Below are 15481 nucleotides of genomic sequence, written 5' to 3' on the forward strand. Positions count from 1 at the left end.
TACGGGAGCGACCGTGGAACTCGAAAGCGTCGTCGGCATTCCCGACCAGGTCCAGCTGTTGATCGTCGGCACCAATCAGGTGAGGCCATGCAAACGGCTGTGGCAGTCGGACCGCCAGCTCGGCCTGGTGTTTGAGGCGCAGCAGGCGAACCCTGCGGCTCCCGCGCCTGCTGCTGCCGTGCCCGCCGCGCCTGCGCCATCAGCCGTTCCGGAGCGGCGCAGCGGCGATATTCTGCGCGGGCACATGCTGGCGTTGCGCGCAGCGCTCGATCAGATCCCGGTCGGCATCCTGCTTTTGGACGCGGAGCTGAAGGCCCTGTTCATCAACCGCGCGTTCCGCAACATGTGGCAGCTTCCGGACGCGGCGGCAGACCGCAATCCCAGCTTCACCGATCTGATGCATCACGGCTGCAAGACCATGGCCTATGAGCTGCCGCCTGAGCAGCTTCAAGCCTACGTCGCCGAACGCGTCCGCCTCGTGGCCGTCGGTGACGCAAATCCGATCGATCTCAGGCGCAGCAATGGTGATGTGGTTCGCTGTCAGTGCACGCCGCTGCCCGACGGCGGCCGGATGGTGAGCTACACGCCCGTGACCGACATCGTGCGCGCATCGGACAAGTTGAAGGTGCTGACCGGCGCGCTCGAGAACGTGGAGGACGGCGTCGTCCTGCTTGATCGCGATCTCAATGTGATTTTCCTCAACCGGAGAATGCGGGAATTCTGGGAGGTGAGCGAGGAGGAGGTGGCGCGGCATCCGGCATACGTCACGCTTCTCACGCGCAGCCGCCGGGCAGTCCCGACGGGCTCGACCCCGGAGCAAATCAGAGCCTTTCCGGCGAAGCGGATCGCGGAGATCAAGGCGGGCGATCACAAGCGCGACGTCCAGACGCCTGATGGCCGCAACATCAGGATCCATTGCTCAACGATGGCGAACGGCGGCCGGATGCTGACCTTTGTCGACGTGACCGATCTTGTCGGTAACGCGCGACAGCTCGAAGTGCTCGCGACCACCGATCCGCTCACCGGACTGTTCAACCGCAGGCAGTTCCTGACGACGCTGGACGCGGAGTGGAGCCGGTTCCAGCGCTACTATCGCTCCGTCTCCGTGCTGATGGTCGATATCGACTACTTCAAGAGCATCAATGACCGGCTCGGTCATGCGGCCGGCGACGAGGCCATCAAGGCCGTTGCCGAGATCTGCGTTCGCGGCAAACGCAAGTCCGACGTCGTCGGACGTGTCGGAGGCGAGGAGTTCGCGGTTCTGCTGCCGGAAACGACATTGTCGCGCGCCCGGACCGTTGCCGAGCGCATTCGCAAGAGGGCGGAAGGGTTGGCATTGGCGGCGGATGGTCGTCCGGTGCGACTGACCGTGAGCGTCGGCGTTGCCGAGGCCCTGACCAGCATGCCCGGGATCGACGCGCTGATGAAGGCCGCCGATGCCGCGCTCTACCAGGCCAAGGAGCACGGCCGGAATCGTGTCGAGTGCTGGGCGCCTCCGGCGCCACCGAAGCTGGCGGCTGAGTAGCGACGTCTCCCCATCGGGCAGATCGTGTCGCGAGAGCGCGGATGCATGACTCGCCGACCGAACCACATATTCAGTGTCGTCCCGGCGTGCGTGCGATCGGAGCGTGGCTTTCACTGCGCCCTCCGTTTAAGGAGAGGGCGGCACTCGATCCACAACTCGGACGAGTTTCGTCGTGAGAAGGCAACTTAACGGCTACTTAGTCAGGCTCATGTCAGGTTTCCATAAGGACCGATAATACATGGTTGCCCGGGAGCCACGATTGTTGCGTCGTCGCAACAGTGAATCGACATTTAACCCTAAACACAGCCAGTCCGTAGTCGCGCCGCTTTTTAGCCACACCCTGACATGAAAGGATATTCACCTAGCTGAATAGCCAGCGCTCGCGATGACGGGACTTTTGATCGGTTCCGGCGTTGTTGGAGGAAACAGCGCTGGGAACAGGGTCGCGATGGACGCCAAGACGAACATCAAGGGCAGGTTGCCGAGCCGTCACGTGACGGAGGGGCCCCAGCGCGCACCGCATCGGTCCTATCTCTACGCGATGGGGCTGACGACAACCCAGATTCATCAACCCTTTGTCGGCGTTGCTTCATGTTGGAATGAAGCTGCTCCCTGCAACATTTCGCTGATGCGCCAGGCCCAGGCGGTGAAGAAGGGCGTGGCGTCCGCCGGCGGCACGCCGCGCGAGTTCTGCACCATCACCGTCACTGACGGCATCGCGATGGGCCATGACGGCATGCGCTCGTCGCTGCCGTCGCGCGAATGCATCGCCGATTCGGTCGAGCTGACCGTTCGCGGTCACTCCTATGATGCGCTGGTCGGACTCGCCGGCTGCGACAAGTCGCTGCCGGGCATGATGATGGCGATGGTCCGGCTCAACGTGCCCTCAATCTTCATCTATGGCGGCTCGATCCTGCCCGGCAACTTCCGCGGGCAGCCGGTCACCGTGCAGGACATGTTCGAGGCGGTCGGCAAGCACTCGGTCGGCGCCATGTCGGACGAGGACCTCGACGAGATCGAACGGGTGGCGTGCCCGTCGGCCGGCGCCTGCGGCGCCCAGTTCACCGCCAACACCATGGCGACCGTCTCCGAGGCGATTGGCCTCGCGCTTCCGTACTCGGCCGGGGCTCCGGCACCTTACGAGATCCGAGACGCCTTCTGCGCTGCCGCCGGCGAGAAGGTGATGGAGCTGATCGAGAAAAACATCCGGCCCCGCGACATCGTCACCCGGGAAGCCCTTGAAAATGCTGCGGCCGTGGTTGCAGCCTCAGGTGGTTCGACCAATGCTGCGCTGCACCTGCCGGCGATCGCCCATGAGTGCGGCATTAAATTCAATTTGTTCGACGTTGCCGAAATCTTCAAAAAGACTCCTTACGTCGCGGATTTGAAGCCGGGCGGCCGTTATGTTGCCAAAGACATGTTTGAAGTTGGCGGCATTCCGCTGCTGATGAAAACGCTGCTCGACAATGGCCACCTGCACGGGAATTGCCTGACCGTCACTGGCCGAACGATCGCCGAAAACCTCAAAAGCGTGAAATGGAATCCGCACCAGGACGTGGTGCGGCCCGCCGACAGTCCAATCACCGTGACAGGTGGCGTTGTCGGACTGAAGGGTAATCTCGCTCCGGAGGGTGCGATCGTGAAGGTCGCGGGAATGTCCAACCTGAAGTTTACCGGTCCGGCCCGGTGCTTCGATCGCGAGGAAGACGCCTTCGAGGCGGTGCAGAAGCGCACCTACAAGGAAGGCGAAGTGATTGTGATCCGCTACGAGGGGCCGAAGGGCGGTCCCGGGATGCGGGAGATGCTGGCGACCACGGCGGCGCTGACCGGGCAGGGGATGGGCGGCAAGATTGCCCTGATCACCGATGGCCGGTTCTCCGGCGCCACCCGTGGCTTCTGCATCGGCCATATTGGACCTGAAGCGGCCGTCGGCGGGCCGATCGGGTTGTTGCAAGACGGCGACATCATCGAGATCGATGCGGTCGCCGGCACCCTTAACGTAAAATTGAGCGACGCCGAACTCGCAAATCGTAAGACCAAATGGGCCCCTCGCGCGACGAACCATACATCTGGTGCGCTGTGGAAGTACGCCGAGCAAGTGGGGCCGGCGGTGGATGGCGCAGTCACCCATCCGGGTGGCGCGTACGAGAAACAGTGTTATGCGGACGTTTAAGCGTGCGATATTTGCGTTTGCGTTAGGGGCCATTCCGGTGGCGGGCCCCGGATTCGGATTCGACGGCGCGCCGGTCAGCCCCCAGGATACCGTTCTTCCGGTGGTCGCTCCGCAGCCCGGCACGGCCGGTGCCCTGAAGCGGGCCGCCACGCCGGTTGCCCCTGCGGCGACCTCGCCGACCTCCTCCTTCAGCACACTGCAGTACCAGGCCGAGGGCGGTCACCCCGTGGCGCAGTGGAAGCTCGGCAAGATGTACGCCGAGGGCGACGGCGTCATCCAGGACGACATGCGCGCCTTCGAGTATTTCAGCCGGATCGCCAATGCGCATGCCGAGGATTCGCCGTCGGCGCCGCAGGCCTCGATCGTGGCCAACGCCTTCGTGGCGCTCGGCCGCTATTATCTGAGCGGCATTCCCAATTCCAAGGTCAAGGCGGACACCGAACGGGCGCGGGAGATGTTCTCCTATGCCGCGTCCTATTTCGGCAATGCCGACGCCCAGTACGACCTTGCCCGGCTGTACCTGAAGACGCCGGACGCCTCGCGGGACGATTTCCGCTATGGCGCACGCTGGCTCGGGCTTGCCGCCCAGAAGGGCCAGCACCAGGCGCAGGCGCTGCTCGGCCAGATGCTGTTCAACGGCGACCGGCTGCCGCCGCAGCGGGCACGTGGCCTGATGTGGCTGACCCTGGCGCGTGACAGCGCCACGCCCGACGAGGCCTGGATCAAGGAAAGCTACAACCGGGCGATCACCAAGGCGTCCGAAGACGACCGCGCGATGGCGCTGCAGATGCTCGAGCACTGGGTGCAGGGCCGCCGGGATTAGAAGCCGCCGGGATTGATATTCCCCGCGAGCAGGCAGTCGCTTGGCTGGCAAGGCTCAGGCGGTCTCGAAATCGAGATCGGCCCAGATCGGGACATGGTCGGACGGCTTCTCCCAGGCGCGGACATAGCTGTCGATCCCGACATCGATCAGCCGGTCGCTCGCCTGCGGCGACATCAGCAGATGGTCGATGCGCAGGCCCCAATTCTTCTGCCAGGCGCCGGCCTGGTAGTCCCAGAAGGTGTACTGGCCAGGCTCGTCATTGACCGCACGCAGCGCATCGGTAAGGCCGAGGCCGAGCAGCGACTGGAAGGCCTCGCGGGTCGCCGGGCGGAACAGGGCATCGTCGGTCCAGGCGGCCGGGTTGTAGACGTCGCGGGCCGCCGGAATGACATTGAAGTCGCCGGCCAGGATCAGCGGCTCCTCGGCCTTAAGCCGTTCCCGCGTGTACTCAAGAAGCCGCGACATCCATTTGAACTTGTACGGATATTTGTCGGTATTGGCGGGGTTGCCGTTGGGCAGGTAGAGGCACGCGACCCGCACCACGCCCTGCTTCAGCGTGACGACGCCTTCGAGGAAGCGGGCGTGGGCGTCCTCGTCGTCGCCGGCAAGGCCCGACTTGGTCTCGTCGAACGGCAGCTTGGAGAGCAGCGCCACACCGTTGAAGGTCTTCTGACCGTGGGTGACGACATTGTATCCGAGCGCCTCGACCTCGAGCCGCGGAAACGCGTCGTCGACGCATTTGATCTCCTGCAGGCAGACGATGTCGGGGGAACACTCCTTCAGCCAGGCGACCAGAAGTTCGATCCGTTGCCGGACCGAGTTGACGTTCCACGTCGCGATGCGAACTGCCATCGGAAGTCCTCTGTTTATGGGAGCGCTCGGGTGAACTAGCGCCCCGCTTTGATCAAGCGTTTCCGCATCTCGATGTGTGGGATGCCGGCTTCCTCGAATTCTGCGCCGATCCGCTCGAAGCCGACGCGTGCGTAGAACCGCTCTGCGTGTGTCTGCGCGTTGAGGATCAGCTCCGGATAGCCGAGTTCGGCCGCCTTGGCCATCAGCGCATCCAGCACGCGGGCGCCCATGCCCGTGCCGCGCGCCGCCTTGAGCACCGCCATCCGGCCGATATGGCCGTCGGGCAACAACCGGCCCGTCGCCACGGCGGTGCCGTCTTCGGCAAACGCCAGGGCATGCCAGCTCGACACGTCCATTTCGTCCCATTCAAGTTCCGCCGGAACGCCCTGTTCTTCGACAAAGACGCTGTAGCGGATGGCACAGGAGCGTTCCCGGGCTTCTTCCCAAGTGTAGACACGGACGGAGATGGACATCAGGGGGATTCGAAACATTCGATCTGGAGGCGAAAGGGTAGCGCGATTGCCCGCCCCGTCGCATGCCGAATTTCCAGGAGTGCGGATGCAAATGACCGGATTGAAGCCGCGGGATTTTACTTAGGTGGCATACCATGGCCGATCCGCCTGTGCTAACCCTCTCCGGAAACAAGGCGTAACAATTGCCGATGGGGGAGTTGCGAAGCGTCCCGGCCCTGAAGGGAAGCGGGCGGCGCACGTGCAAGACTTATGAAACAACGGAATTTGGTTCTGACTGTCGCTGTTCTCGGCATTGCGGCCGGGGCGGCTTACATGACCCGCGTTTCATGGATGGGTGGCGGTGCCGCCACCGCGCAGGGGACGCCGCGGCCGCGCGTGGTCGCGGTGGATCTGGCCAAGGCCGAACGCAGATCGGTGCCGGTGGATGTCGATGCGATCGGACAGGTCGCGCCGATCTCCAGCGTGGCGCTGAAGTCGCGGCTGGAGACCACCATCGTCTCGGTGCATTTCGAGGACGGCGCCAAGGTCAATGAGGGCGACCTGCTGTTCATGCTCGACGCGCGGCAGATCGACGCCCAGATCGAGCAGGCCGAGGGTGTCCTGGCTCGCGACCAGGCCCAGCTCGAGGGCGCGCAGCGCGACCTCCGCCGCTACACCGAGCTGGTCGGCAAGGGCGCGACCACGCAGGTCAACCTCGACAACGCCAAGACCCAGTCGGACGTCCTGATCGGCACCATCAAGGCCGACCAGTTCGCGCTGGAAAATCTCCGCGTCCAGAAGAGCTACACCGTGATCCGCGCGCCGTTTGCGGGCCGGATCAGCGCCGCCAACGTCAAGGTCGGGAACTTCGTCCGCCCCGCCGACACCCAACCGCTCGCCGTCATCAATCAGATGGCGCCGGTCTATGTCACCTTCGCGATTCCCCAGCGCGCGCTGGTCGATCTGCGCGACGCCATGGGGAAGGACGATCCCAAGGTGATCGCGACCATTCCCGGCCACCAGCGTTCCGAGAGCGGCAAGGTCGCGATGGTCGAGAACGCCGTCGACGCGACCACCGGCATGGTCACGGTGCGCGGCATCATGAACAATGCGAGCGAAACGCTGTGGCCCGGCACCATCGTGCAGACCAAGCTGATCATCCGCAGCGAAGACGCGGTCGTGGTGCCGACGGTCGCAGTCCAGCGCAGCCAGAACGGCAATTTCGTTTTCGTCGTCCAGGACGGCGTCGCCAAGGTCCGGCCGGTCAAGGTCGATCGCACCTTCCAGGGCTCATCGGTGATATCTGATGGATTGGCGGGCGATGAAAGCATCGTCGTCGATGGCCAGTTGCTGCTGTCGGAGGGATCGCGGGTCGAGCTGCGCGCGCGCAAGGCCGGAGCCTGACCGATGACGCTCTCCGAGCTCTGCATCCGACGCCCGGTCATGACGACGCTGATCACGGCGTCGATTATCGCATTCGGCGTGTTCGGCTTCCGCCTGCTGCCGGTCTCGGCGCTGCCCAAGGTGGACTTCCCGACCATCGCGGTCACCGCCACGTTGCCGGGTGCCAGCGCCGACACCATGGCCGCCTCGGTCGCTGGCATCATCGAGCGCCAGCTCTCGACCATTGCCGGCATCTCCTCGATGAACTCGAACTCCTCGCAGGGCACGAGCGTCATCACCATCCAGTTCGACCTCAACCGCAGCATCGATGCCGCCGCGCTCGATGTGCAGACGGCGTTGACGATCGCGCAGCGCCGGCTGCCGATCGAGATGACGATCCCGCCGAGCTTCCGGAAGGTGAACCCGGCGGATTTCCCGGTGCTGTTCGTCTCGCTGGGGTCGGCGACGCTGCCGCTGTCCGCGGTCAATGAATACGGCGACATCACGATCGGGCAGGCGCTGTCGCAGCTGCCGTGCGTCGCCCAGGTCTTGATCTACGGTGCGCAGAAGTTTGCGATCCGGGTTCAGGCCGATCCGGAAGCGGCGGCTGCCCGCGGCGTCTCGATGGAGGATATCCGCGCCGCGGTGTCGCGCGCCAATTCCTCGACGCCGGTCGGCACCCTGAACGGCCCCAAGCAGGACGTCGCGCTGCAGGCCTCCGGCCAGATGGACAAGGCGGCCGACTACCGCCATATCTACGTCGCCTGGCGCAACGGCTCGCCGGTCCGGCTCGACGAGATCGCCAAGGTCTATGACAGCGTCGAGAACGACAAGATCGCGACCTGGATGAACGACGAGCGGGCGATCGTGCTCGCGATCCAGAAGCAGCCCGACGCCAACACCGTGGCCGTCGTGGACGCCGTTCTGGCCAAGCTGCCGTCGCTGCGCGCCGCGATCCCGCCCTCGGTGACCATGCAGGTCATGATGGACCGCTCGGTCTCGATCCGGCAGGCGGTCAGCGACGTCGAGGAGACCCTGCTGATTGCGATCGCGCTGGTGATCCTCGTGATCTTCCTGTTCCTGCGATCGGCGTCGGCGACCTTCATTCCGGCGCTGGCGGTGCCGATCTCGCTGTTCGGCACCTGTGCTGCGATGTACGCGCTGGACTACTCGATCAACAACATGACGCTGCTGGCGCTGACGCTCTCGGTCGGCTTCGTGGTCGACGACGCCATCGTCATGCTGGAGAATATCGTCCGCCATATCGAGCACGGCATGAAGCCGTTCGAGGCGGCGCTGAAGGGCGCCCGCGAGATCGGCTTCACCATCATCTCGATCACCTTCTCGCTGATCGCCGTGTTCATCCCGGTGCTGCTGATGGGCGGCATCGTCGGCCGCGTGTTTCGCGAGTTCGCGGTCACGATCTCGGTCGCGATTATCGTGTCCGGCTTCGTGTCGCTGACGTTGACGCCGATGCTGTGCGCCCGCGTGCTGCGCGCGCATGACGCGACCAAGCGGCCGAACATCGTGCTGCGGGCGTTCGAGGCGATGTTCGAGGCCTGGCTGCGCGCCTATGAATGGGCGCTGGACTGGGTGCTGGCCAAGAAAGCGCTGATGCTGCTGGTCACGCTGGCTACGCTCGGCGGCACCGTCTATCTCTACATGATCGTGCCGAAGGGCTTCTTCCCGCAGGAGGATACCGGCTTCCTGATCGGCGTGACGGAGGCAGCGACCGATACCTCGTTCGAGGCGATGAAGGTGCGCCAGCAGGCGCTGGTCGAGGTGATGCGGACCGATCCGGCGATCGATTACATCAATTCCACCGTCGGCTCCGGCGGTCCCAATCCGACCACCAATTACGGCCGCCTGTTCATCGCGCTGAAGCCGCAGAAGACGCGCGACAACGCCGCTGTCGTGATCGGACGGCTGCGCCAGAAGGCACGCGAGATCCCGGGCATGCAGGCGTTCTTCCAGAGCGTGCAGAACCTCAACATCGGCGGCCGCATCTCCAAGAGCCAGTATCAGTATGTGATGCAGAGCGGCGATACCGAGTCGCTGTACCGGCTGGCGCCGGAGATGCGCGACAAGATCGAAAAGATTCCGGGCCTGCTCGACGTCACCACCGACCTCTACATTAAGAACCCGCAGATGACGGTCGACATCGACCGCGAGAAGGCGGCGGTCTACGGCATCACCGTCGACCAGGTCCGCAACCAGCTCTACAACGCCTATGGTTCGCGGCAGGTCGGCACCATCTACATGCCGTCGAACGACTACCAGATCATCCTGGAGGTGCAGCCGCAGTTCCGCGTCGATCCGTCCGATCTCTCGAAGCTCTACATGAAGACCGCGAACGGCCAGACCATCCCGCTGGATGCGGTGGCGCGGCTGGTGCCGACGGTCGGGCCGCTGCAGATCAACCACCAGGGCCAGCAGCCGGCGGTGACGATCTCGTTCAATCTCGCGCCGGGCAATTCGCTCGGCTACGCGGTCGACAAGATCACCGAGCTCGAGCAGACCGCGAATTTGCCGCCGACGATCGCGACCGGATTCTCGGGCACCGCGCAGGTGTTCCAGGATTCGCTGCGCGGGCAGGGCGTCCTGATCCTCGCCGCCGTGTTCGCGGCCTTCGTGATCCTCGGCATTCTCTACGAGAGCTTCATCCACCCGATCACGATCATCTCGGGCCTGCCGTCGGCCGGAATCGGCGCGATCCTGACGCTGATGCTGTTCGGGATGGAGCTGTCTGTCATCGCGATGATCGGCATCGTGATGCTGGTCGGCATCGTCAAGAAGAACGCGATCATGATGGTCGACTTTGCGCTGGAACGCCGCCGCGTCGGTCTCAGCGCCGAGCACGCGATCCGCGAGGCCGCGCTGCTGCGCTTCCGCCCGATCATGATGACGACGTTCGCGGCGATCTTCGGCACGCTGCCGATCGCGCTCGGCGCCGGCGCCGGCGCCGAACTGCGTCAGCCGCTCGGCGTCGCGGTGGTCGGTGGCCTCTGCGTGTCGCAGCTGCTGACGCTGTTCATCACGCCTGTGATCTATATCTATCTTGACCGCATCGACCGCAGGCTGCGCCGCAAGCTCGATCCGCAGGCGGAGGCGGGCGGCGACGCCGAGCGGCCACAGGTGGTCGCGGCGGAATGACGTCGTGTCTCCCGCGAACAGGTGACCGGTTCGCGTCGGGAAGCCGTCGGGTGAGGAAGCGCTAGATCGAGAAGCTCGTGCCGCAGCCACAGGACGCGGTGGCGTTTGGATTGACGACCCGGAACGAGGCGCCGATCAGGTCGTCGACGAAGTCGACTTCCGAGCCGGCGAGGAACGGGACCGAGGCGGGGTCGATCAGGACCACGGCGCTGTCGCGCTCGATCACGAGGTCGTCATCGGCCTGGGTGCGCTCGACGTCGAATTTGTACTGGAAACCGGAGCAGCCGCCGCCCTCGACGGAAATGCGCAGCTTGGCGCCGTCGCCTTCCTTGCTGAGGATCTGCCCGATCCGGCGGGCGGCCCGTTCGCTGACGGTGATGGCAGCAGTCATATCGGTCTCCGAAACCCTATTTGAGCATGGTTTGATCGGATCATGCTCTGCGTCATGCCCAATTCATTTGGTCAGCCGCCTCAGTCATAGTTAAGTGCGTCGGACCATGGAATCAAATGGATAAGGACTAAAATACCGTGTCGGTCGGAATGGCTGCCCCCCGCGCCCCTTATGCCTGCGACCCCGACCGCAGCCGCGGCCGGCTTGTCGTGGAGCCGCCGAGCCGGACCCGCAGCCCGTTCCGGCGCGATTGTGACCGGGTGATCCATTCCACCGCGTTCCGCCGCCTCAAGCACAAGACCCAGGTCTTCGTCTTCCATGAGGGCGATCATTACCGCACTAGGCTGACCCATTCGCTGGAGGTCGCCCAGATCGCCCGCGCGCTGGCGCGCCAGCTCGGGGTCGACGAGGATCTGACCGAGACGCTGGCGCTGGCGCATGACCTCGGCCATCCGCCGTTCGGGCATGCCGGCGAGCGGGCGCTCGACGACTGCCTAAAGGATGACGGCGGCTTCGACCACAATGCGCAGGCGCTACGGGTCGTCACCTCGCTGGAGCATCGCTACCCCGAGTTCGGCGGGCTGAACCTGACCTGGGAATCGCTTGAAGGAATCGTCAAGCACAACGGCCCGCTGACCGAACGCAACGGCGCACCTAGCGGTCGCTACCTCGACAGCGGCATTCCGATCGGGATCGCCGATTACAACAAGACTTACGATCTCGAGCTCTGGAGCTACGCCTCGCTCGAGGCGCAGATCGCGGCCTTCGCCGACGACATCGCCTATGACGCGCACGATATCGACGACGGCCTGCGCGCCGGTCTGTTTGCGGTCGACGACCTCAAGGAGATGCCGCTGACATCAGAGCTCATCGCCGAGATCGATCGCCATTATCCCGGGCTCGACGAGGTCCGGCGCGGCGCCGAACTGGTGCGTGAGCTGATCTCGCATTTCATCAGCGCGGTGTTCAACGAGGCGACCCGGCGTCTCGCAGTAGCGCAGCCGCAATCGGCCCAGGACGTGCGCCACCACAACGCGCCGCTGATCGCGTTTCCGCCCGAGGTGGCCGAGCAGGAGGCGGCGATCAAGGCATTCCTGTTCCGGCGGATGTATCGCCACCGGCGGGTGATGCTTGTGATGCGGGAGGCGGAGCAGGTGGTCCGCAATCTCTATGAGCGCTACCGGCAATCGCCAGGCGACCTGCCGGCGGAATGGATCGAGGGGAGCGTGCAGGAAACCGGCAGCGCGCGGAACAGGCGGATCGGCAATTTCATTGCCGGGATGACCGACCGTTTTGCCCTGATCGAGCATCAAAGGCTTTTTGACTCGACCCCGGATTTGCGTTAGCGCCCTGCCATGGCCGACACCCCTGCGACACCACACCTTTTTGCCGACATGCTGGCGCGCGTGCACGCGATCTGTGCCGCTGTCGCTGCCGAGGATAATTGGCCCGCGGGCATCGATCTGTCCCGCGTCGTGGTCGAGCCGCCGCGCGATGCCGGCCATGGCGACATGGCGACCAATGCCGCGATGGTGCTCGCCAGGGAGGCCAAGGCAAAGCCGCGCGAGCTCGCCGACAAGATCGCCGAGCGGCTGCGCGCCGACGCACTGGTGGCGTCCGTCGACGTCGCCGGGCCCGGCTTCATCAACCTGACCTTGAAGCCGCAGGTCTGGGCGGACGCGCTGCGCGCCGTGCTGGCCGCCGGCTCTGCCTATGGGCGCAGCGACATCGGCAAGGCCGAGAAGGTCAATGTCGAATACGTCTCGGCCAACCCGACCGGGCCGATGCATGTCGGCCACTGCCGCGGCGCCGTGTTCGGCGATGCGCTGTGCAGCCTGCTGCAATTCGCGGGCTTCGACGTCTGCCGCGAATATTACATCAACGACGCCGGCGCCCAGGTCGACGTGCTCGCGCGCTCGGCGTTCCTACGCTATCGCGAGGCGCTCGGTGAGGACATCGGCGCGATCCCGGAAGGGCTCTATCCCGGCGATTACCTCGTGCCGGTCGGTGCGGCGCTCGCCAAGGAATACGGCGAGAAGCTGCTCGACATGACGGAAGCCGCGTGGCTGCCGATCGTGCGCGACAAGGCGATCGCCATGATGATGGAGATGATCAAGGTCGATCTCGCCGCGCTCAACATCCATCACGATGTTTTCTTCTCCGAGCGCTCGCTGATCACATCAGGCAACAACAAGGTCGCCGAGACGATCGATTTCCTGCGCGCGAAGGGCGACATCTACGAGGGTCGCTTGCCGCCGCCCAAAGGCAAGCCGGTCGAGGATTATGAAGACCGCGAGCAGTCGCTGTTCCGCGCCACCGCCTATGGCGACGACGTCGATCGGCCGCTGATCAAGTCGGACGGCTCGTACACCTACTTCGCCTCCGACATCGCCAACCACCGCAACAAGTTCGAGCGCGGCTTCACCAATCTGATCGACGTGTTCGGCGCCGATCACGGCGGCTACATCAAGCGGATGCAGGCGGCGGTGAAGGCGGTGACCGCCGGCAAAGCCACGCTCGACGTCAAGATCGTGCAGCTCGTCAAGCTGCTACGCGACGGCGAGCCGGTGAAGATGTCGAAGCGCTCCGGCGAATTCGTCACGCTGCGCGAGGTGGTCGACGAGGTCGGCTCGGACGCGGTCCGGTTCATGATGCTGTTCCGCAAGAACGATGCGGTGCTCGATTTCGACCTCGCCAAGGTGATCGAGCAGTCAAAGGACAACGCCGTTTTCTACGTCCAGTACGGTCACGCCCGCGGGCATTCGATCTTCCGCAATGCACGGGAGGAGGCGGTTCCCGATCTGCCGGAGGCCGACGAGGCCCGGTTGGCCTATCTGCGGAACGCTGCGGTCGAGCGGCTGACCGATCCGTCCGAGCTCGGCCTGCTCAAGCAGCTTGCGCTGTATCCGCGGATGATCGAAGCTGCCGCAGTGGCACACGAGCCGCACCGAATCGCTTTTTATCTATATGATTTGGCCAGTGAATTTCATGCGCTGTGGACCAAGGGGCGCGATTTGCCCTATTTACGCTTCATTATCAATAATGATGCAGAGATCACGAGGGCGCGACTGGCAATGGTTCAGGGCGTCGTCTCGGTTCTGGCATCGGGCTTAGCTGTTCTAGGCGTCCACGCTCCGACCGAGATGCGGTAGGCAGGGGCATTAGGCCCTCACGAGTGGGGATTTGTGAGGGCATCTGGCAGGGGCCAACTCGTTCGGACCGGCTGTGCCGGCGATCTTGGCGCTGTCCCGAAGGGGATGCATCATCACGATGGCTGATCGATATCAGGACCGACATTTTTCCACCGACGCGGCACCCAAGGCCGAGAGCGATCCGCTCGCCGAACTGGCCCGGCTGATCGGACAGACGGATCCATTCGGCAGCGCGAACAAGCCGCCGCCGCGTCCGCTGCAGTCGCGCGCCAATGCGCGGCCGCAACAATATGATCCGCAGGCCGAGGACGAGGATGCGCCGCCCGCGGGCCCGCCGCCCTGGATGCAGCGCGCGCGGCAGGAGACCGTCGCTCCGCCGCCCGTGCAGCACACCGCGTACGAAGGGCCCGAACAGGACTACCAGCCGAAGCCGGTGCATCCGTTGCATCGCTATGCGGCCCAGCAGGCGCAGCCGCCCGCGCCCGAACCGGTCGCGACCTATCGGCCGGTCGAGCCCCCGCGACAGCCTGAGACGTTTGACGACGAGGCGCCCTATCAGAGTGGCGATCAGGGCCACGATCCGTCGCGCTATGACGACTCGCTTTACGGTCAGCTGGAAGCCGGCGAACAGGATCTGCAGCGCGATCCATCCTATCCGGACGATCCCTATGCGTACGAGGCCGAGGAGGAAGAGCCCGAACCGCGCCGGCGGAGCAGCGGCCTGATGACGGTCGCCGCGGTGCTGGCGCTTGGCGTGTTCGGCGTCGGTGGCGCGTACGCCTACCGGACCTATGTCGGCTCGCCCCGCAGCGGTGAGCCGCCGATCATCAAGGCCGACAACACGCCGACCAAGGTGATCCCGGCCCAGGCCGATGCCCCGGCGAAGACGCCGGACCGCATGGCAGCGGGTGACGGCACCGAGAAGATCGTGTCGCGTGAAGAGACCCCGGTCGACGTCAATTCGAAGACCGCCGGACCCCGCGTCGTGTTTCCGCCGCTGAACGCGAATGCGAATCCGCCGCCGGCATCAACCGTGCAGACGGCGCAGCCTGCGCCGGCGCCGATCACCGCGAACGGGACGCTGCCGAACAACGAACCGCGCAGGGTTCGCACGCTCGCGGTCAAGGGCGATTCGCCCGATGGCGCGCAGGCCGCGCCGGCCAAGCCCGCGGCCGCAGCGAAGCCTGCGGTGTCGCGCGGCAACCCGGCTGCGGCCAATGCCAGCGTGAACGCGCCAATGTCGCTGGCTCCCGGGCAGGCTGACGCGGCTCCGGCCGCGCCTCCGACCCGGGTGGCGTCGACCACGACCGCTTCGGTTGGCGGCGGCGGATATTTGGTTCAGGTGTCGTCGCAGAAGAACGAGGCGGACGCGCAGTCGTCCTATCGGACGCTGCAGGGCAAGTATCGCAACGTGCTCGGTTCGCAGCCTTTGGTGGTGAAACGCGTCGATCTTGGTGAGAAGGGCGTCTACTACCGCGCCTTTGCCGGCCCGTTCGCGTCGTCGGAAGAGGCGAACCAGCTGTGCCGGAGCCTGATGTCGGCCGGTGGGCCGCAGTGCCTCATCCAAAGAAATTAAA

At 64.9% G+C, this 15481-nt stretch carries 11 protein-coding genes; 8 read left to right on the top strand and 3 right to left on the bottom strand.

All coding sequences use genetic code 11. From position 1 onward, the window contains the following. The first annotated feature begins 13 nt into the window (after positions 1-13). The 3 genes from ACOIX3_RS19400 (at position 14) to ACOIX3_RS19410 (ending at position 4521) form a co-directional block, all read left to right on the top strand. Positions 14-1525 carry a diguanylate cyclase gene (locus tag ACOIX3_RS19400; RefSeq protein ID WP_420971429.1) on the top strand — a complete coding sequence of 504 codons (1512 nt, stop codon included), beginning with the start codon at positions 14-16 and terminating at the stop codon, positions 1523-1525. Positions 1526-1973: 448 nt separating this feature from the next. Then, complete coding sequence (ilvD, locus tag ACOIX3_RS19405; protein ID WP_420971430.1) at positions 1974-3698, top strand: dihydroxy-acid dehydratase; 1725 nt, start codon at positions 1974-1976, stop codon at positions 3696-3698. Then, positions 3685-4521: a tetratricopeptide repeat protein gene (locus ACOIX3_RS19410; RefSeq protein ID WP_420971431.1), complete on the top strand. Its 837-nt coding sequence runs from the start codon at positions 3685-3687 to the stop codon at positions 4519-4521. The genes ilvD and ACOIX3_RS19410 overlap by 14 nt, the downstream gene beginning before the upstream one ends. 54 nt (positions 4522-4575) lie before the next feature. Here the strand turns inward: ACOIX3_RS19410 and xth are convergent, their stop codons facing one another. Then, positions 4576-5373, bottom strand: a complete 798-nt coding sequence (xth, locus tag ACOIX3_RS19415) for an exodeoxyribonuclease III (protein WP_420971432.1) — start codon at positions 5371-5373, stop codon at positions 4576-4578. A 35-nt stretch (positions 5374-5408) separates the two neighbouring features. Continuing rightward, entirely contained in the window at positions 5409-5846 is a 438-nt protein-coding gene (locus tag ACOIX3_RS19420; protein WP_420971433.1) for a GNAT family N-acetyltransferase, read from the bottom strand. 249 nt (positions 5847-6095) lie between these two features. Between ACOIX3_RS19420 and ACOIX3_RS19425 the strand changes: the two genes are divergently transcribed. Both ACOIX3_RS19425 and ACOIX3_RS19430 read left to right on the top strand, forming a co-directional pair. Further along, complete coding sequence (locus ACOIX3_RS19425) at positions 6096-7229, top strand: efflux RND transporter periplasmic adaptor subunit (protein ID WP_420971434.1); 1134 nt, start codon at positions 6096-6098, stop codon at positions 7227-7229. Positions 7230-7232: 3 nt separating this feature from the next. Further along, positions 7233-10361 carry an efflux RND transporter permease subunit gene (locus tag ACOIX3_RS19430; RefSeq protein ID WP_420971435.1) on the top strand — a complete coding sequence of 1043 codons (3129 nt, stop codon included), beginning with the start codon at positions 7233-7235 and terminating at the stop codon, positions 10359-10361. 61 nt (positions 10362-10422) lie between these two features. Here ACOIX3_RS19430 and erpA read toward each other — a convergent pair whose 3' ends face one another. Further along, positions 10423-10752, bottom strand: a complete 330-nt coding sequence (erpA, locus tag ACOIX3_RS19435) for an iron-sulfur cluster insertion protein ErpA (RefSeq protein ID WP_021081206.1) — start codon at positions 10750-10752, stop codon at positions 10423-10425. A 137-nt stretch (positions 10753-10889) separates the two neighbouring features. Here erpA and ACOIX3_RS19440 point away from each other — a divergent pair, with 137 nt between their 5' ends. From ACOIX3_RS19440 to ACOIX3_RS19450, 3 genes are all read left to right on the top strand, one after another. Beyond that, positions 10890-12098 (top strand): deoxyguanosinetriphosphate triphosphohydrolase, encoded by a 1209-nt coding sequence (locus tag ACOIX3_RS19440; RefSeq protein WP_420971436.1) that lies wholly within the window; start codon positions 10890-10892, stop codon positions 12096-12098. 9 nt (positions 12099-12107) lie between these two features. Beyond that, positions 12108-13904 (top strand): arginine--tRNA ligase, encoded by a 1797-nt coding sequence (argS, locus tag ACOIX3_RS19445; protein WP_420971437.1) that lies wholly within the window; start codon positions 12108-12110, stop codon positions 13902-13904. Between the two features lie 118 nt (positions 13905-14022). Continuing rightward, complete coding sequence (locus ACOIX3_RS19450; protein ID WP_420971438.1) at positions 14023-15480, top strand: SPOR domain-containing protein; 1458 nt, start codon at positions 14023-14025, stop codon at positions 15478-15480. The last annotated feature ends 1 nt before the right edge of the window (position 15481 follow it).

The sequence above is a fragment of the Bradyrhizobium sp. B120 genome, from assembly GCF_049075665.1.
In the GTDB taxonomy this organism is placed as follows: domain Bacteria; phylum Pseudomonadota; class Alphaproteobacteria; order Rhizobiales; family Xanthobacteraceae; genus Bradyrhizobium.